This window comes from Streptomyces sp. NPDC043908 (assembly GCF_056435525.1).
The window spans coordinates 384,588-400,906 of the sequence record NZ_JBWKEI010000006.1 but is presented as its reverse complement, the minus strand read 5'-3'; the positions used below and the strand labels follow the sequence as shown (position 1 = coordinate 400,906).

General features: G+C 67.2%; 19 protein-coding genes and 1 pseudogene. 3 read left to right on the top strand and 17 right to left on the bottom strand.

The annotated features are described in order from the left end of the window. Positions 1 to 622: 622 nt before the first annotated feature. Positions 623 to 1,879: a phosphoserine phosphatase SerB gene (serB, locus tag AC069K_RS16755; RefSeq protein ID WP_365112803.1), complete on the top strand. Its 1,257-nt coding sequence runs from the start codon at positions 623 to 625 to the stop codon at positions 1,877 to 1,879. Between the two features lie 97 nt (positions 1,880 to 1,976). On the opposite strand, the gene AC069K_RS16750 is transcribed toward serB, so the two are convergent. The 4 genes from AC069K_RS16750 to AC069K_RS16735 form a co-directional block, all read right to left on the bottom strand. After that, positions 1,977 to 2,495, bottom strand: a complete 519-nt coding sequence (locus AC069K_RS16750) for a SixA phosphatase family protein (protein WP_365112805.1) — start codon at positions 2,493 to 2,495, stop codon at positions 1,977 to 1,979. Between the two features lie 77 nt (positions 2,496 to 2,572). After that, positions 2,573 to 2,779, bottom strand: coding sequence for a hypothetical protein (locus AC069K_RS16745; protein ID WP_358835066.1), 207 nt, complete (start codon positions 2,777 to 2,779; stop codon positions 2,573 to 2,575). Between the two features lie 168 nt (positions 2,780 to 2,947). After that, entirely contained in the window at positions 2,948 to 3,064 is a 117-nt protein-coding gene (locus tag AC069K_RS16740; protein ID WP_344074382.1) for an SGM_5486 family transporter-associated protein, read from the bottom strand. Between the two features lie 4 nt (positions 3,065 to 3,068). Then, a complete protein-coding gene (locus tag AC069K_RS16735) occupies positions 3,069 to 4,379 on the bottom strand; it encodes a CynX/NimT family MFS transporter (protein WP_478616668.1) in 1,311 nt (436 codons plus the stop codon). A gap of 153 nt (positions 4,380 to 4,532) precedes the next feature. Between AC069K_RS16735 and AC069K_RS16730 the strand changes: the two genes are divergently transcribed. Beyond that, complete coding sequence (locus AC069K_RS16730; RefSeq protein ID WP_365112811.1) at positions 4,533 to 5,207, top strand: FadR/GntR family transcriptional regulator; 675 nt, start codon at positions 4,533 to 4,535, stop codon at positions 5,205 to 5,207. 159 nt (positions 5,208 to 5,366) lie between these two features. Here AC069K_RS16730 and AC069K_RS16725 read toward each other — a convergent pair. The 3 genes and pseudogenes from AC069K_RS16725 to fabG all read right to left on the bottom strand — a co-directional run. After that, positions 5,367 to 5,729 (bottom strand): annotated as a pseudogene (locus AC069K_RS16725) (hypothetical protein); the annotation flags it as partial. Between the two features lie 342 nt (positions 5,730 to 6,071). Continuing rightward, a complete protein-coding gene (fabI, locus tag AC069K_RS16720) occupies positions 6,072 to 6,839 on the bottom strand; it encodes an enoyl-ACP reductase FabI (protein WP_361389433.1) in 768 nt (255 codons plus the stop codon). A 4-nt stretch (positions 6,840 to 6,843) separates the two neighbouring features. Continuing rightward, the gene (fabG, locus tag AC069K_RS16715) at positions 6,844 to 7,560 is read right to left on the bottom strand and encodes a 3-oxoacyl-[acyl-carrier-protein] reductase (protein ID WP_329397658.1); all 717 of its coding nucleotides are present in this window, start codon (positions 7,558 to 7,560) and stop codon (positions 6,844 to 6,846) included. A gap of 184 nt (positions 7,561 to 7,744) precedes the next feature. Here fabG and AC069K_RS16710 point away from each other — a divergent pair, with 184 nt between their 5' ends. Further along, positions 7,745 to 9,280, top strand: a complete 1,536-nt coding sequence (locus AC069K_RS16710) for a TldD/PmbA family protein (RefSeq protein ID WP_478616662.1) — start codon at positions 7,745 to 7,747, stop codon at positions 9,278 to 9,280. 59 nt (positions 9,281 to 9,339) lie between these two features. Here the strand turns inward: AC069K_RS16710 and AC069K_RS16705 are convergent, their stop codons facing one another. The 10 genes from AC069K_RS16705 to AC069K_RS16660 all read right to left on the bottom strand — a co-directional run bounded on the left by AC069K_RS16705 (position 9,340) and on the right by AC069K_RS16660 (position 16,286). After that, positions 9,340 to 10,587, bottom strand: coding sequence for a tyrosine-type recombinase/integrase (locus AC069K_RS16705; protein WP_478616659.1), 1,248 nt, complete (start codon positions 10,585 to 10,587; stop codon positions 9,340 to 9,342). A gap of 51 nt (positions 10,588 to 10,638) precedes the next feature. Then, positions 10,639 to 10,821 carry a helix-turn-helix domain-containing protein gene (locus AC069K_RS16700; protein ID WP_478616656.1) on the bottom strand — a complete coding sequence of 61 codons (183 nt, stop codon included), beginning with the start codon at positions 10,819 to 10,821 and terminating at the stop codon, positions 10,639 to 10,641. After that, positions 10,818 to 11,225 (bottom strand): cytidine/deoxycytidylate deaminase family protein, encoded by a 408-nt coding sequence (locus AC069K_RS16695; RefSeq protein WP_478616653.1) that lies wholly within the window; start codon positions 11,223 to 11,225, stop codon positions 10,818 to 10,820. Before AC069K_RS16695 ends, AC069K_RS16700 begins: the two co-directional genes overlap by 4 nt. 214 nt (positions 11,226 to 11,439) lie before the next feature. Further along, positions 11,440 to 11,694, bottom strand: a complete 255-nt coding sequence (locus AC069K_RS16690; protein WP_478616651.1) for a hypothetical protein — start codon at positions 11,692 to 11,694, stop codon at positions 11,440 to 11,442. After that, the gene (locus AC069K_RS16685) at positions 11,694 to 12,062 is read right to left on the bottom strand and encodes an SLOG family protein (RefSeq protein WP_478616734.1); all 369 of its coding nucleotides are present in this window, start codon (positions 12,060 to 12,062) and stop codon (positions 11,694 to 11,696) included. Before AC069K_RS16685 ends, AC069K_RS16690 begins: the two co-directional genes overlap by 1 nt. Beyond that, positions 12,059 to 12,328, bottom strand: coding sequence for a hypothetical protein (locus tag AC069K_RS16680; protein WP_478616648.1), 270 nt, complete (start codon positions 12,326 to 12,328; stop codon positions 12,059 to 12,061). Before AC069K_RS16680 ends, AC069K_RS16685 begins: the two co-directional genes overlap by 4 nt. A gap of 208 nt (positions 12,329 to 12,536) precedes the next feature. Further along, a complete protein-coding gene (locus tag AC069K_RS16675) occupies positions 12,537 to 14,327 on the bottom strand; it encodes a DNA polymerase (RefSeq protein WP_478616646.1) in 1,791 nt (596 codons plus the stop codon). 14 nt (positions 14,328 to 14,341) lie between these two features. Further along, positions 14,342 to 14,971 carry an SAM-dependent methyltransferase gene (locus AC069K_RS16670; protein ID WP_478616732.1) on the bottom strand — a complete coding sequence of 210 codons (630 nt, stop codon included), beginning with the start codon at positions 14,969 to 14,971 and terminating at the stop codon, positions 14,342 to 14,344. Positions 14,972 to 14,986: 15 nt separating this feature from the next. Continuing rightward, a complete protein-coding gene (thyX, locus tag AC069K_RS16665; RefSeq protein ID WP_478616644.1) occupies positions 14,987 to 15,694 on the bottom strand; it encodes an FAD-dependent thymidylate synthase in 708 nt (235 codons plus the stop codon). Positions 15,695 to 15,764: 70 nt separating this feature from the next. Next, the gene (locus tag AC069K_RS16660; protein WP_478616641.1) at positions 15,765 to 16,286 is read right to left on the bottom strand and encodes a hypothetical protein; all 522 of its coding nucleotides are present in this window, start codon (positions 16,284 to 16,286) and stop codon (positions 15,765 to 15,767) included. Positions 16,287 to 16,319: the final 33 nt, after the last annotated feature.

Genomic DNA, 16,319 nt, shown 5'->3' with positions numbered 1-16,319 from the left:
GTCCCGGGGGCGGGGACTGCATCCCTGGGGGCTGCGTCCCTGGGGGCGGGATTCGTCTGCGGGTGGGCGGTGGCTGGGCGCGCAGTTCCCCGCGCCCCTGAGAGGCGGGCTTCGCCTGCCATCGGCCCGCCGGGGTCGAGCTGTACGTCTCCGCCTCGCCGGGTGGGGTGCGGGCGCCTGGACTGACTGTCGACTGCGGGCCGGTGGGGGCTGGGCGCGCAGTTCCCCGCGCCCCTGGGGGGCGGGGTTCGCCCGGACCGTCTGGTTACGCGGTGTCGTATGCAGCAGCCCGCAACCCCCAAGGGGCGCGGGGAACTGCGCGAGCAGCCAGCCACGGTCCGCTGACACAGACCCGCCCCCAGCCCCGAGGGGCGCGGGGAACTGCGCGACCAGCCACCTACCACCCGCAGACGTAGATCCGGCCCCCTGCCCCCGAGGGGCGCGGGGAACTGCGCGAGCAGCCGCCTACCACCCGCAGACGTAAATCCGGCCCCCAGAAGGCCTTCTCCTTACCCCTGAGTGACCAGCGCGTTTCGCTCCGCTGTCAGGCGAGGGGACAAGCCGTCCGCTGGGCGGGACGCCGCGTCGGTGGGGGCGTCGGGCCCTATACGGTGGAAGCACCATGAGCGCTTCTCAGCCCCCTCGCCCCGCTGGTCAGAACCCGGACGCCGGACTTCCGGGAGCGGACACCCCGACCCTGCTCGTCAAGATCTTCGGGAAGGACCGGCCGGGGATCACCGCCGGGCTCTTCGACACCCTGGCCGCCTACTCCGTCGACGTCGTCGACATCGAGCAGGTCGTCACCCGTGGCCGTATCGTCCTGTGCGCGCTCGTCACCGAGCCGAGCGTGAGCACGGAGGGCGAGCTGCGGGCCACCGTGCACAGCTGGGCCGAGTCGCTGCGGCTCCAGGCCGAGATCATCTCCGGTACCGGCGACAACCGGCCGCGCGGCAGCGGGCGTTCGCACGTCACGGTGCTCGGGCACCCGCTCACCGCCGAGTCCACGGCGGCCATAGCGGCCCGGATCACTGCCACCGGCGGCAACATCGACCGTATCTTCCGGCTCGCCAAGTACCCCGTCACCGCCGTCGAGTTCGCCGTCTCCGGCACCGAGACCGGGCCCCTGCGCACCGCGCTGGCCACCGAGGCCGCCGCGCTCGGCGTGGACGTCGCCGTCGTCTCGGCGGGGCTGCACCGGCGCGCCCGGCGGCTGGTCGTCATGGACGTGGACTCCACGCTCATCCAGGACGAGGTCATCGAGCTCTTCGCCGCGCACGCCGGCTGCGAGGACCAGGTCGCCGAGGTCACCGCGCAGGCGATGCGGGGCGAGCTCGACTTCGAGCAGTCGCTGCACGCGCGCGTGGCGCTGCTCGCGGGGCTGGACGCGTCCGTCGTGGACAAGGTCCGCGCCGAGGTGCGGCTCACTCCGGGCGCCCGCACCCTGATCCGTACGCTCAAGCGGCTCGGCTACCAAGTCGGCGTCGTCTCCGGCGGGTTCACCCAGGTCACCGATGATCTGCGGGAGCGGCTCGGGCTCGACTTCGCCTCCGCCAACACCCTGGAGATCGTCGACGGGAAGCTGACGGGACGCGTCACCGGCGCCGTGGTGGACCGGGCCGGCAAGGCGCGGCTGCTGCGGGAGTTCGCCGAGCAGGCGGGCGTCCCGCTCGACCAGACCGTGGCGATCGGCGACGGCGCCAACGACCTGGACATGCTGAACGCGGCCGGTCTGGGCGTCGCCTTCAACGCCAAGCCGGTGGTCCGCCGGGCCGCCCACACCGCGGTGAACGTGCCGTTCCTGGATACCGTGCTCTACCTCCTCGGCATCACCCGAGAAGAGGTCGAGGCCGCCGACGGCCTGGTCGACGAGCCCCACTGATCCCGTAGCGGCAGGAAGAAGCCGAGCAGTCGACGAAGGGCCCCGGTGCGGTCGTCCGCACCGGGGCCCTTCGCGTACACCTACGTCTGGGTACACCTCACGCGTGCGGCGCCCAGAAGTCCGTCAGCGTGCCCACGCCGTGCTCGACCGTCTTCCACGAGCCGGTGAACTCCACCACCGCGAACGCGGCGGTCGGGAAGCCGCTGCGGTTCATCCGCGCCAGGACGTCCCCCTCGGCCTCCCCCGCCAGGGCGTCGGCCAGCGCGTGCATCCCGGGGTTGTGGCCGACCAGGAGGAGGTTGTTGACGTCGTCCGGCGTCTCGTTCAGGAGGGCGAGCAGCTCACCCGGCGACGCCTCGTACAGCCGCTCCTCGTACACGGTCCTGGGGCGGTGCGGCAGCTCCTGCACGGCCAGCTTCCAGGTCTCGCGGGTACGGACCGCGGTGGAGCAGAGAGTCAGGTCGAGGGCGATTCCGGTCTCGGCGAGCCTGCGCCCGGCCACCGGGGCGTCCGTGCGGCCGCGGTCGGCGAGCGGCCGGTCGTGGTCGGACACCTGGGGCCAGTCGGCTTTCGCGTGCCGGAGGAGGACGATCCTGCGGGGTGTGTCGACGCTCATGCCCACCAGCTTCGCACGGATCACGCCATCGGGCGCAGGGTCCCGGTGCGCTCTCGCGCCAGGGTTGACAAGGGTGTTCAGCGGGACAGCGTGTGCTGGACACGGTCCATGAGGCGGCTGATGGCGGGGTCGCCCGCGGCGGCCTGGGCGTCGTGCGAGCCCGTGATGAGCACGAGCAGCACGACGAAGGCGACGGTGGGCAGGACGACGCCCCACCAGGGGAGCCGGAAGTCGGCGCGGCCGTCGGCCGGCTGGGTGGACCGGGTGTGCGTACGGGCCGACATGGCCGCCTCCGTAAATCCGTAAAGGTGAAGTACGTGGTCTCGCTGACGTACATCGAACCTACGGAAGAAGGCGCCCGGGGCCCATCGGGTGACCCACCCACTTACCCCGGGGCTTTTCCCCCTAGGGGTTAGGGGGGCCAGCACCACCATGGGGGTCGTCGGCGCAGGTCAGGGAGAGGCGATCGTCGCGATGACGGCGATGACGACCGTGATCGCCAGCATCGCGCCGAGCACGACGAGGAGCTTCTTCTGACCGTTCTGGGGGTTCGGGTCGAGGACAGGCATGCGCTCAGTCTCGCATCCCCGCCTCGTCCTCCACCGTCCGGTCCCGCCCGGCGAGCGAACCCACCACGATCTGCGGCACCATCAGGCCCGCCATCAGCGCGATCGGCAGCCCCCAGCCGCCGCTGCTGTCGTAGAGGGCGCCGACCAGGGTGGGGCCGGGGATGGAGATGAGGTAGCCGGTGGACTGGGCGAAGGCGGAGAGGCGGACCACGCCGGTGCCGGTCCGGGTGCGCATGCCGATCATGGTGAGGGCGAGCGGGAAGGCGCAGTTGGAGATGCCGAGGAGCAGCGCCCAGGCCCAGGCGCCGGCCGCCGGCGCGAAGTAGAGGCCCGCGTAGCCGGCGAGTCCGCAGGCGCCGAGGACGGCGACGATCGGGCCCTGGGTGCGCATCCGGGTGGCGACGCGCGGGATGACGAACGCGAGCGGTACGCCCATCACCATGGTCACCGCGAGCAGGACGCCCGCGGTCCCGGCGGAGACCCCGGCGTCGCGGAAGATCTGCGGCATCCAGCCCATCGTGATGTAGGCGGCGGTGGCCTGGAGGCCGAAGAAGCAGGCGAGCGCCCAGGCGGTACGGCTGCGGGTGATCTTGAAGGCGGGCGCTTCGGCGGCCTCGTGGGCGGCCGGGGAGCGTCCGGAGGACTGCCCGGAGGGCTTGTCGGAGCCGTCGCGTACGAGCAGGAGCCACGGCAGTACGGCGACGGCGGCGAGCAGCGCCCAGACGCTCAGGCCGGCGCGCCAGCTGCCGCCGAGGCCGTCGGTGACCGGGACGGTGGCGGCGGCCGCCAGGGCGGTGCCGAGCGCCAGGGCCATCGAGTACAGGCCGGTCATGGAGCCGACGCGGTCCGGGAAGTACCGCTTGACGATCACCGGCATCAGGACGTTGCTGACGGCGATGCCCATCAGGGCGAGGGCGCTGGCCGCGAGGAAGCCCGGGGTGCCGCCCGCGAACGGGCGCAGCAGCAGACCGGCGGCGATCGCGGCCATGCCCGCGCAGACGATCACGGCGGGGCCGAAGCGGCGGGCCAGGCGCGGCGCGGTGATGCCGAAGACGGCGAAGCAGAGCGGGGGTACGGAGGTGAGGACACCGGCGACGCTGCCGCTCATGTGCAGTCCGTCGCGCACCTCCTCGAAGAGCGCGCCGAGGCTGGTGATGGCGGGGCGCAGGTTGAGCGCGGCGAGGACGAGGCCGACGAGGACGAGTCGGGTGGTCCAGGCCCGGCCGCCCGCACGGGTGACGGCGGGGGGTTCGAGGGAGGCGGGGGGTGTGGTGCCCGGCGCGGGGCTCAGGGTGCGGGTCTCGTCGTCGGCCATGGGCCCATCATAGAATCATGGGATGATTGGTTGTCCACTCGCGCGGGCGGCCGCGAGATGATGGCCGCACGACGGCCCGCGTACGGGCCGACCACCACGGCCAGGGCCACGGCCCCGAACCCAGAACCCCGAACCCGAAAACCAAGGAGCGGCATGGCGCTGAGCTCTCCCCGGCGGTCCGCCCTCGCCGACCAGGTGATCGCGCAACTGCGCAACCAGATCACCTCGGGCGAGTGGCCGGTGGGGGCGCGCATCCCCACCGAGCCCGAGCTGGTCGAGCAGTTGGGCGTGGCGCGCAACACGGTCCGCGAGGCGGTCCGGGCGCTCGCGCACAACGGACTGCTCGACATCCGCCAGGGCTCCGGGACGTATGTGGTCGCGACGAGCGAGCTGGCGGGCGTGATGCACCGGCGCTTCGCGGACGCCGACCCCCGCCATGTGGCCGAACTGCGCTCCACCCTGGAGTCGTCGGCGGCGCGGCTGGCGGCCGAACGGCGTACGCCACGTGATCTGGCCCAGCTGGACGCGCTCCTGGCCCGGCGCGAGGAGGCGTGGGCGTCGGGTGTCGCGGAGGCGTTCGTGGCCGCCGACTCCACGCTGCACCTGGCGATCGTCGCGGCCTCGCACAACGACGTCCTCACCGAGCTCTACGCCGACCTCGGCGACCTCCTGCGCGACTGGCTCCGCGACGACGTGGGCCGCGAGCTGCGCCCGGAGAACCACATGGACCACGCCCGCCTGGTCGAGGCGATCCGGTCGGGCGACGCGGAGACGGCGGCCGCGGAGGCCGCGGGCCACGCCTTCTTCTGCCTGGGCGAACGGCTCTAGGGCAGGGCTGCTCTAGGGCAGGGCTGCTCTAGGGCAGGGCTGCTCTAGGGCAGGGCTGCTCTAGGGCAGGGCTCCGGCACCGCCGAGCCGGGAGGTCCCGGGGGACGCCTCCGGGGACGGGGACGCCGCGTCCGGGGACGGGGACGGGGAGGCGCCCGGCTTCTCATGGGTGACCCACACCGCCCGCACCTCCTTCCAGCACCGGTCGGTGAGCCGGACGGTCTGGGCCGGGCCCACCTCCACCGGGGCCGCGTCGGCGTCGATGTCCCACCAGCGCGCGCACTCGGTGTGCAGCCGCACCCGGTCGGTGTCGGGGTACGGGTTGTGGCAGTACGCGATCACATGCGAGCCCCGCACCAGGGTGTAGCAGTCGGCCCCGAAGGGCTCGATGGGGGCGGGCGGGGCGGGCTCGTCCGAGGTGGCGGCCCGTACGACCGAAGGGGCCGCGAGGGCGGCGAGGGCCGTGAGCAGCAGCGCCGCGAGGGCGACGGCTCGGCGCTGGGCCGTGCGCAAGGGCCGCAACCGCCCCACCTCCTCCCCACCGACTGCCCGACATGTCCGCTTCGATCAGTCTGCGGGGAGTCGGCCCGGCACGCACGACGGCCGTCCCCCGTCCGCGCGGTGCGGACGGGGGACGGCCGTGGTGAAGGGGAGGCTCAGGCACCCATCATGTGCACGCCGCCGTCGACGTGGACGATCTCGCCCGTGGGCCCCTCTTGGACGCCCCGCTCGCACTGCTCGGCCCGGGGGCCTCACAGGCTTCGCGGGGCTGCACCGGACTCCGTCCGGTGGACCGGGGGGGGGCCGTCGGCGCTCCCGTCGAGAGCGCCCCGCCCCGTCCCGGCCCTGACGCCGTCAGGCGTCCTACGCGCCCATCATGTGCACGCCGCCGTCGACGTGGACGATCTCGCCCGTCGTCTTCGGGAACCAGTCCGAGAGCAGGGCCACGATGGCGCGGCCGGCCGGCTCCGGGTCGGACATGTCCCACTCCAGCGGGGAGCGGGTGTTCCACACGTCCGCCAGGTCCGAGAAGCCCGGGATGGACTTCGCGGCCATGGAGCCGATCGGGCCCGCCGAGACCAGGTTGCAGCGGATGCCCTCCTTGCCCAGGTCGCGGGCGAGGTAGCGGGAGGTCGCCTCCAGGGCGGCCTTCGCGGGGCCCATCCAGTCGTACTGCGGCCAGGCGAACTGCGCGTCGAAGGTCATACCGACGACCGCGGCGCCGGAGCTCATCAGCGGGCGGCAGGCCATGGTCAGCGACTTCAGCGAGAACGCCGAGACGTGCATCGCGGTCGCGACCGACTCGAAGGGGGTGTTCAGGAAGTTGCCGCCGAGGGCGTCCTGCGGGGCGAAGCCGATGGAGTGGACGATGCCGTCCAGGCTGCCGAGCTCGTCCTTGACCAGGCCCGCGAGCCGGTCCAGGTGCTCCTGGTTGGTCACGTCGAGCTCGATGACCTTGGCGGGCTTCGGAAGCTTCCTGGCGATGCGCTCGGTCAGCGTCGGGCGCGGGAAGGCCGTCAGGATGACCTCGGCGCCCTGCTCCTGGGCCAGCTTCGCGGCGTGGAAGGCGATGGAGGACTCCATCAGCACCCCCGTGATGAGGATGCGCTTGCCGTCGAGAATTCCGCTCATGTGATCAGTGACCCATGCCCAATCCGCCGTCAACCGGGATGACGGCACCAGTGATGTACGAGGCGTCGTCCGAGGCGAGGAAGCGGACCGCGGCGGCGATCTCCTCGGGCTGCGCGTAGCGGCCCAGCGGCACTCCCGAAAGGATCGAGGTGCGCTGCTCGTCGGTGAGCACCTTGGTCATGTCGGTGTCGACAAAACCGGGTGCGACGACGTTGAACGTGATGTTGCGGGAGCCCAGCTCGCGCGCGAGGGAGCGGGCGAACCCGACGAGTCCGGCCTTGGAGGCCGCGTAGTTGGCCTGGCCGGGCGAGCCCATCAGGCCGACGACGGACGAGATCAGGACGACACGGCCCTTCTTGGCGCGCAGCATGCCGCGGTTGGCGCGCTTGACGACCCGGAAGGTGCCGGTGAGGTTGGTGTCCAGGACCGAGGTGAAGTCCTCCTCGGACATCCGCATCAGCAGCTGGTCCTTGGTGACCCCGGCGTTGGCGACGAGCACCTCGACGGGCCCGTGGGCCTCCTCGATCTGCTTGTAGGCCTGCTCCACCTGCTCGGCGTCGGTGATGTCGCACTTGACGGCGAGGAACCCCTCCTCCTGGAGGGCGTCCGGCTCTCCGGAGCGGTAGGTGATCGCGACCTTGTCGCCCGTGGAGGCGAAAGCGCGGGCGATGGCGAGGCCGATGCCCCGGTTTCCTCCGGTGACGAGAACCGAGCGGCTCAACGGATCACCCTTTCGATAGCGGTTTCGTACTTCCGCAAACTATCGGTACCGGCAGGTGTACGAGGAATCGACCTGTGACAGTGGCGTACGGAAAGCGCTGTGGGGTCCCTACAGAAAGGGATAGGCAGACGGCCCCGAACCGCGACATGATCGGGCGACCGGTCTCATACGACAGGAGACGACTGTGCCCTCAGGGACCCATTCCCTCGACGAAGCCTTCACGGCGCTGCCGCTGCGGGCCCTCGCCGACGCCGCGCTGGCGCGGGCCCGCGCGCTCGGCGCCGACCATGCCGACTTCCGCCTGGAGCGGGTGCGCAGCGCGGCCTGGCGGCTGCGGGACGCCCGGCCCGCCGGGTCGTCCGACACCACGGACCTCGGTTACGCGGTGCGGGTGGTGCACGGCGGCGCCTGGGGCTTCGCCTCCGGGGTCGACCTCACCATGGACGCCGCCGCCAAGGTCGCCTCGCAGGCGGTGGCGATGGCGAAACTGTCCGCACGGGTGATCGCCGCCGCGGGGTCCGACGAGCGCGTGGAGCTGGCGGACGAGCCGGTGCACTCCGAGAAGACCTGGATCTCGGCGTACGACATCGACCCCTTCTCCGTACCGGACGAGGAGAAGAGCGCGCTGCTCGCCGACTGGAGCGAGCGGCTGCTGCGGGCGGACGGGGTGGCGCACGTGGACGCCTCGCTGCTCACCGTCCACGAGAACAAGTTCTACGCGGACACTGCGGGCACGGTCACCACGCAGCAGCGGGTCCGGCTGCATCCGCAGCTCACCGCGGTCGCGGTGGACGACAAGAGCGGCGAGTTCGACTCGATGCGCACGCTCGCGCCGCCGGCCGGGCGCGGCTGGGAGTACCTGACGGGCACCGGCTGGGACTGGGACTCCGAGCTGGAGCAGATCCCGGCGCTGCTCGCCGAGAAGATGCGGGCGCCCAGCGTGGAGGCGGGCAGCTACGACCTGGTGGTGGACCCGTCGAACCTGTGGCTGACCATCCACGAGTCCATCGGCCACGCCACGGAGCTGGACCGGGCGCTGGGCTACGAGGCGGCGTACGCGGGCACCTCCTTCGCCACCTTCGACCAGCTGGGCAAGCTGGCGTACGGCTCCTCGGTGATGAACGTGACCGGTGACCGCACCGCCGAGCACGGGCTGGCGACCGTCGGGTACGACGACGAGGGCGTCCAGGCGCAGTCCTGGGACCTGGTGAAGGACGGCACGCTCGTCGGTTACCAGCTGGACCGCCGGATCGCGAAGCTGACGGGCCTGGGCCGCTCCAACGGCTGCGCCTTCGCGGACTCCCCCGGCCATGTGCCGGTCCAGCGCATGGCCAACGTCTCGCTCCAGCCGGACCCGGGCGGGCTCTCCACGGAGGACCTGATCGGGGGCGTGGAGCGCGGCATCTACGTGGTCGGCGACCGGTCCTGGTCGATCGACATGCAGCGCTACAACTTCCAGTTCACACAGCAGAGGGCATACAGGATCATCAACGGCCGTCTTTGCGGACAGGTCAGGGACGTTGCCTATCAGGGAACTACCCCCGACTTCTGGGGCTCCCTGAGGGCGGTCGGAGGGCCCCAAACGTACGTGCTCGGAGGGGCTTTCAACTGCGGAAAGGCCCAACCGGGGCAGGTTGCCGCCGTGTCCCACGGCTGCCCTACAGCGATGTTCTCAGGAGTGAACATCCTCAACACCAAAGACGAGTCAGGCCACCCCTGACGGAGTGGCCTGATCGGTCCGAAGTCTGCACGAGGTCTACACGTCGTCACAAGGAACGACTAGGCAACGTCCTCCCACACGTCTTCGTCGTCCTCGGACGGGACGAGCTGAGGGGGCACGATGAGCCCCTTGAAGGGCGCCAGACGGAGCCCTAGGCGGTTCTCCATCGTCCGGGCTCCCCGCTCCATCGCCCGGCGTACGAGGTGCCCGTAGACAAGCTCAGTGGTTCGGGTGCTGCGGTGCCCCACCCATGCCGCGATCTCGAACGTGGGGATGCCTTCATGGATCGCCTCGGAGACGAAGAAGTGCCGGAAGGACTTGGGCGTGTACTGGGGAGTGCCGGCGGCCCTGGCAGCCGCCTTGAACTGGTCCAAGAACCAGTCATAGGACGGATGGCGGTCGTTGATGCGGGGCGACTCGAAGAACCAGCCCCGGTCTCCCCAGGTGCCGAAGGCGTCGATGTGGTTGTTGAAAATCTCAACGAGGGAGGCAGGCACCGGCGTCTTGCGCGCATGCTCAAAGGTCCGGTGCTTCGTCCCCCGCTTCACACCACGGCGGTAGCCAGAGATTTCCTGACAGCCGTACGCCGACACCTGATGGTCGACGGACAGCACGCCCCCTTCCCAGTTCATGGACTCCTCTGAGAGGGCCAGGGACTCGCCGGGGCGGGTTCCGCACCCCGCCATGGCCCAGAACCCGGCACGGATGAGCTTGGGTGCCTCAGCGATGATGCCCAACACCTCGTGCATGGTCGGGATCTCTTCGTCGGAGACGGGAGTCATTGCCTGGCCTGACCGCCTCCTGGGGTTGGCCTTCTTGCACGGATTCCGGCCGATGATCTCGGCGTTGTGCGCGTAGTTGAAGACCGATGACAGGACGTTCTTGCGCCCGGCAATACCGGTCTCCTTGTAGCCCCGTTCCTTCTGGTCCGTCTCCCATTCCAGAATCATCGTCGGGGTAATGCTGGCAACGGGCTTGTTACCGAAGAACGGCCCATAGTGGTTGTCGTAGACACTCTGATAGTTCCGCTTGGAAGACTCTTCCAGCGTCCCCGCATTGACCCACTCTTCCCAGACCTGAGCGAATGTCCGCTGTCCGGCCTTTGGGTTGATGTAAGTCCCCAGGTCTTTGTCACGTTCGACCTTGACCGCGAATGCCTCAGCGTCTTCCAGCTTCTTGAAGGAAACCTGACGTGGCTTGCCCGCACGTCCACCCGGCTCCCGGTAGGACACTCGGTAGGGCTTGTGCGGGCACGTCGGCTTCTTACGCCTGGGGCAGGTGCAGTCTTCTTTCTTGATGGTCGCCACGCTCGTTGACCCCCCACATGTTGATTGGTTAGTTGCCTCCTGGGTAGGCTACTAACCTTCCTCGTTGGCGTCAATCCATTGTTCCAGAACCCGAGTTCGGAACCGGATGTGCTTGCCAACTCGCACGATGGGGATGCCCCATCGACGGTAGGAGTCCACGAGCGTCCTCTTGCTTACCCCCAACATCTCTGCCGCCTGATCTGGCGTGAGAAGTACGTTGCTTCCGCCCCTCACGGCTTCATCCCCCAGTCAAGAACCTTGGCTTCCCACCCGGTTTCGGTTCGCCATACCACCCGGAATACGCCTGCCGCCTTCAGTCGGGGCAAGCACCGATAACACGGAGCCCGAGTGATGTAGACCGTTCCGCCTTCCAGGTCTTCACGCCTCGCGTTGATCAGCAAGTTCTCTTCGGCATGGATCGCTATACAGTTCCCGTAGTCACTGCCGGCGGGTGCCTGCTCGTAAGTCAGCCGTCCTCGCGGACAGGCACCCCTCAGACAGCCCGCCTCGCCGGGAACCGTCCCGTTCATCCCCGACATGACGACACGGCGCTTTCGGTCCAGGAGGACCGCACCAACCTTGCTCCTGGTGCAGTCCCCCCGAGTGGCCACAGCGTCAGCAATGCCGAGGGCCCACATGTCCCACGAGGGACGACTAGTAGGCGTCATACCAGTCCCCATCGTGGACGAGATCCCGTACGACTCCGTTTCCCGTGACAAGTACGGACCCCTTGTATCCCATGCCGTCCACGCCACCCTCAATGACGAATCCGTACTTCGTTGTCAGGTCTGAGAGTTCCGTGAGGAACGCCCGAAGAGCCTCACTCACAGTCCATCTCCATGTCTTCGAGCATCAGAGCCCCGCTTCGTCTCGAACCTGACGGAGAACTTCCAGCTTCAGAGAGGCCCGGTAGGCAAGAGCAAAGTCTTCCTGCTTGGCACCAAGAGCCTGAGTCGCCTCAAGAGAGGTGATCTTCCGGCGAAGCGCATTCGCCAACTTCTCATCCTTGATGTCCACGGTGACCGTGACGCACTCCTTCGGGATGTTCGTCAGGTCGAGCTTGTGAGCCTGCGGCCCCTCGTACTCATAGCGCGGAAACATCGGCATCACACGTCCTCGAATATCTCGGTCGGTATCCCCGCCTTCTTGGCGAGGTTGGCAGTCATGGAAGCCCCAGGGCTTCCGCCTTTGATGAAGGCAAAGCAGAGATCAGCTCCAGCGCTGACCATCTCGGCATTCCGAAGAAACCCGGCCCGCTTCCCATAGGCGTCCCAGTTGGCTGGGTGCCGGCGGACGCTCATGCCGACCTCACGGGCGAATCTGTCGGCCATGGCATCGGCCCCCCGAGGACAGGCCCCGTGAATCAACAGCACGTCACGGGGCCTGAACCTCCCGAGCCACAGCACTTCACCAATGACGCCCTCCAGGAGGGCAACGTTCGTCCAGCTTCGCGAGCCGGTTACGAGAAGCCTCAGCCCTCGGATTCCGCGTAGTCGATGGGCGACAGGCCCATGATGATGTTCCAGGTGTCTCCTGCCATTTCCTTGGCAAGATCGTGGGGAACACCAGACGCCATGGCTTCTGTGAGGACAGTCCCGGAGATGCGGGCGGCAGTGATCGCAAATGCGCCCTGCTTGTGCAGCCGGTTGGCGTTCATCTCGGTCTCAATGCCCGAGATCAGTTCCTCAAAGGAGCCCGCGGCTTCGGTCTGCTCTTCGTTCTGCTCGTTCTCGTCGTTCACTGCGGTTCCCCCGTCTCAAGCCATGCGTTGTGAAGCAGCACGATGTGTGCCGCGATTTCCTCAGCCATGAAGCTCCCCAGCGAGGGGGCCCCCTCCGAGGGCTTCCGTGGATCGGCAGCGGGAGTGATGCAGGAACCCCCGATCAGGTCGTCTGCCTGTACCCGCCACCGCTGTGAGCGGAAGTCAACTAGTGCCCCCATTGCTCCCCCTAGTGCTTGCTTTCTTCCAGTTCCAGCACGCTCCCCCAGGAGCGTCCACCGATTTCCGCATCAGCCGGAATGAGGAGGCCCTGTACGGAAAACTCCATGATCCGCGCGGCCTCGCGCGCCATCTCAACCGCATCCTCCTTCGGGAAGGAAAAGACCAGCTCGTCATGAATTGGCAAACGCACAAAGGGTGTGTAGCCTGCCTTGTCGAGTTCCAGGATGGCTCTGGCCGTTACGTCGCGACTCCCACCTTGGATGAAGTAGTTGAGGGCTCGGAACCACTTACCGGGGTCTACCGGAAGGCGACGCCCGGTAGCTGTCCAGACATAGCCTGTCTTCCTGGCTTCGTCGGCAAGCCGTCTTCCGAAGGCCCCGACCCCCGGATACGTGGCCGCAAACGCGTCCAGTACGGCACGAGCCGTTTCTTCATCGACCCCGGCTTGTTCCATGAGGGCGGCCCAGCCGCCTCCATAGACCGTTAGGAAGTTCGCCATCTTCCCGACCTTGCGGGGGACGCCGGCAGCGTCCGCCGTGATCTGGTGTAGGTCTCTTCCGTGAAGGAACGCGTCGAGCATCGTCTTATCACGGGAGAACGCTGCGAGATAGCGCAATTCCATGTTGCCGAAGTCAATGGAGCAACTGACATGCCCCTCGTCGGCCAAGAACATATGCCTGACATAGCCGTCCCCTGAGGGGAATGTCTGAGCCGGGATGCTGCCGGTAATACTCATCCGAGATGTCCTGGCCTGGAGAGAATTGATTCCCGCGTGGACGCGATTGTTCGCGTCCCGACCGTTCAAAGCCCTCTCAAACCACGTCTTACGCCACTTGGAAGCCTTGCGCGACTTGATTACCGCATCGGCCAGCGGATGCTTGAGGCCGGACAATACGTCGTCGTCCATCGCGAGCTGACCCTTTTTCGTGCGCTTGGTCAGCTTGACACCCATGCGGGTGAAGGCTTCTACGAGCTGTTGATTGGAATTCGGGTTCTCGACCTCGAATGACCGAGCAACCGCCTCCCACTCCTGTTGTTCTGCCGCCAGTTCCGCACACCGGGTTTCGGCGTACTCGACATCGAGCAGATAGCCCGTTCGCTCCATCTTGGCCGTAACGTGCGCTAGCTGGTGTTCCCAGCCGATTAGCCCTTGAGCTTTGGACCGAGCCGGTACAAGACGGTAGAGAATCTGAAAAAGCCGGTAGGCAAGAGCCGGGTCCATCCCCGCGTACAGCAAAAAATCCGGGTCGAACAGCTCAACCAGCTTCCAAATCTTCTCCTTCGTCGTCTTGTACTTCTTGGCTATGAGGGTCATGGAGCCCTTGACCTCATCTGCGGTCGTCTCGCAGACGTAGAACTTGGTCAGCTCCTCCAACTTGAGCCCCGGACCACGCTCCTTCACCGCCCTCGGGTCAACGAGGTGGGCCAGGAGCTTGGTATCCCACATCTTCGGAGCAAGCTCCTCCAACGGGATTCCAAGGGTCTGCTCGACCACGTGAAGGTCATACGTGCCGTTGTGGGCTACCAGCCACTCAAGGCGGCGCAGGGCCCGCCTGACGGCCTCCGCGAAGACCGGGCCCAGCTCCACGGGGATCACCCATGTCTCTGAGCCCGTACCGAACTGGGCCAACCGGCACCTGAAGTCAGGGGCCCACCAGTCCAGTCCGGTTGTCTCCGTGTCGAACCCAAGGATTCGGTGCCGAGAAACGAACTCCTCGAACGCGGGAAGGTCCCTCTCAGACTCGACAACGTGAATCGAGATAGGTTGACCCTTCAGCCGATAAGCAAGCTGCTTCAAGAGACCTCCCCCGTCTAGTGAAGTTGTTCAAGGAACGCCTTTCCTACGTACTCGGTGTAGGCAGGCGGGATACATTCGCGGATTCCCTCGCGGGACATCCAAGGGACGCCAAGGTCTTCCTTTGCGTCGTCCACTCCGATGAAGTTCCCGACGTAAATCCCCATCTCGTCGGGCTTTCGGCGGCGACCCATCTTGGTTTGCCGCCTGATGTGCTCTGGGTGGTCCGGTTCTTTCAGCTCCCATCCGCCAGGCTCAAAGAGCCGGTGGCGGTAGGTGTTGAGCCCGAAGTAGGCACCACACAAGAGCACTGGGTTGTGCATCTCGGGTTCGGCCCCCATGACGTTCTCAATCACCCATGGGACGCCCACGGCGTTAAGGGCCTCCCGCGTTGGGGCCAACAGGTCCGGGTGATCGTTCTGCATGATGCGCTGTGTCTTGCTGTAGAGCTGACACGGCGGTGAGGCGTGGATGAAGTCGAATCGATGCCCATACGTGAGTAGGAACTGAATCGCTTCGGCCTGTACAAATTCCCACGGGTAACGAGGTTGCGGAGCGATGTCGACGCCCACCACCTCAAATCCCGCGTCGCGGTACCCCTTACTTGCTCCCCCCTGGCAGCAGTAGAGGTCAAGTAGTTTTCTGATCCCCCCATACCCCCTTTACGGTGCCACTCGGCCGTGCTTGACGAAGGCGGCATGGGTGTGAGGCATCGAGGCGCGGAACTCCCGTTCCATTGCCTCTGCGACCATCTCAATTTCCCGCTGAGGGAACGAGGGGTATTGAGCATCCTCGGAGATGGTTCGGAGGCTCAGGAAGTGCATGAGAGATCGGGCGTTACAGGTCGCGTAGTACGACGTGAAAGTGCCGACAGGCAGCACCATGCGGGCTACCTCTCGCGCAATGCCCGCCTTCAGCATGTCCTTGTAGGCTGCGAATGCCTCGCCGTATGCCTCCAGCATGTTGGTGGCCATTCGAGCGAAGTGAGCGTCACTGCCCGCCTTGAAGGCGTAAGCACCGGGCTTGCCCACCTGCAAAAGGGCTCGCTCCTTGGCGGGCACGTAGAAGGCGCCTTCAAGCTCCTTATACCTTCCGGATTCCTCGTTATAGCTCCAACCAGCCCTGTGCCTCATGTGCTCTCGGGCTACAAAAATCGGGGCCTCTACGAGGAAGGTGTACGAGTTGTGCTCAAACGGGCTGCCGTGCCTGTCCCGAATGAGGAAGTTGATAAGACCTTCGGTCGGCAGGTCGTCAGCAGCCGACTGCTTGCCGATGGTCGAGACTCGCGCGGCCTTGGCAACCATTGCGTCGTTGGCCGAGATGTTGACCAGCTTCACGGTTACGTCAGACCGAATGGAGATGTCTGCCACTGAATGACTCCATAGGAAAGGGGGCCGAGGAATCCCCGGCCCCCTGAGGTGCCTTGAAAGCGGTCAGCTCTTACGAGAAAGAGCCGTCCTTCTGTCGCCAGAGCGGGTCACACTGCGAGCCCTTCGGCGCGTTGCAGAACAGAGCGCCCCAAGGGCCGTTCTTGCCGGTGCCCTCTCGGAGGGTTCGGCCGTGCTGGCAGGAGTCGCCATCCGGGGCCGGAGTGCTCTGCTGGGTCTGGACCTTGCCGCCGCTGAAAGTCTTGGGAGCCGAGTTGCCACCCTTGCCGGCGGTCGGCTGATGGGTCTCCCGGACCTTCTTTGCGGCCAGTGCCGCGAGGTCGATGACGCCCTTGTCGGCAAGGGCCTTCATCACGTCCACCGCGTTTACCGCGACCTCTTCGGCGGACTCGCCGTAGACAGTCGGCGTGATCCACTCGGCGTCATATCCGGCTGCGGCCTTGAAGGTCAGGCCGATCTTGAACTTGTTCGGAGAGGTAGCGCTCACGGTGTTCTGGGTCATAGGCGGGGTCTCCTTCGGGGTTTCCTGTTCGCCCCAGGGAGAGGGGCCGTCGAACGGGTTCGGAAAGCTCATTCAGCTCACTCCGGGTTGCTGCGAGTTGCCCAG

Excerpts from the sequence above, each read along its gene's own strand:
- serB (WP_365112803.1), top strand. The coding sequence starts at position 623 with ATGAGCGCTTCTCAGCCCCCTCGCCCCGCTGGTCAGAACCCGGACGCC.
- AC069K_RS16750 (WP_365112805.1), bottom strand. The coding sequence starts at position 2,495 with ATGAGCGTCGACACACCCCGCAGGATCGTCCTCCTCCGGCACGCGAAA.
- AC069K_RS16745 (WP_358835066.1), bottom strand. The coding sequence starts at position 2,779 with ATGTCGGCCCGTACGCACACCCGGTCCACCCAGCCGGCCGACGGCCGC.
- AC069K_RS16740 (WP_344074382.1), bottom strand. The coding sequence starts at position 3,064 with ATGCCTGTCCTCGACCCGAACCCCCAGAACGGTCAGAAGAAGCTCCTC.
- AC069K_RS16735 (WP_478616668.1), bottom strand. The coding sequence starts at position 4,379 with ATGGCCGACGACGAGACCCGCACCCTGAGCCCCGCGCCGGGCACCACA.
- AC069K_RS16730 (WP_365112811.1), top strand. The coding sequence starts at position 4,533 with ATGGCGCTGAGCTCTCCCCGGCGGTCCGCCCTCGCCGACCAGGTGATC.
- fabI (WP_361389433.1), bottom strand. The coding sequence starts at position 6,839 with ATGAGCGGAATTCTCGACGGCAAGCGCATCCTCATCACGGGGGTGCTG.
- AC069K_RS16695 (WP_478616653.1), bottom strand. The coding sequence starts at position 11,225 with ATGTGGGCCCTCGGCATTGCTGACGCTGTGGCCACTCGGGGGGACTGC.
- AC069K_RS16690 (WP_478616651.1), bottom strand. The coding sequence starts at position 11,694 with ATGCCGATGTTTCCGCGCTATGAGTACGAGGGGCCGCAGGCTCACAAG.
- AC069K_RS16660 (WP_478616641.1), bottom strand. The coding sequence starts at position 16,286 with ATGAGCTTTCCGAACCCGTTCGACGGCCCCTCTCCCTGGGGCGAACAG.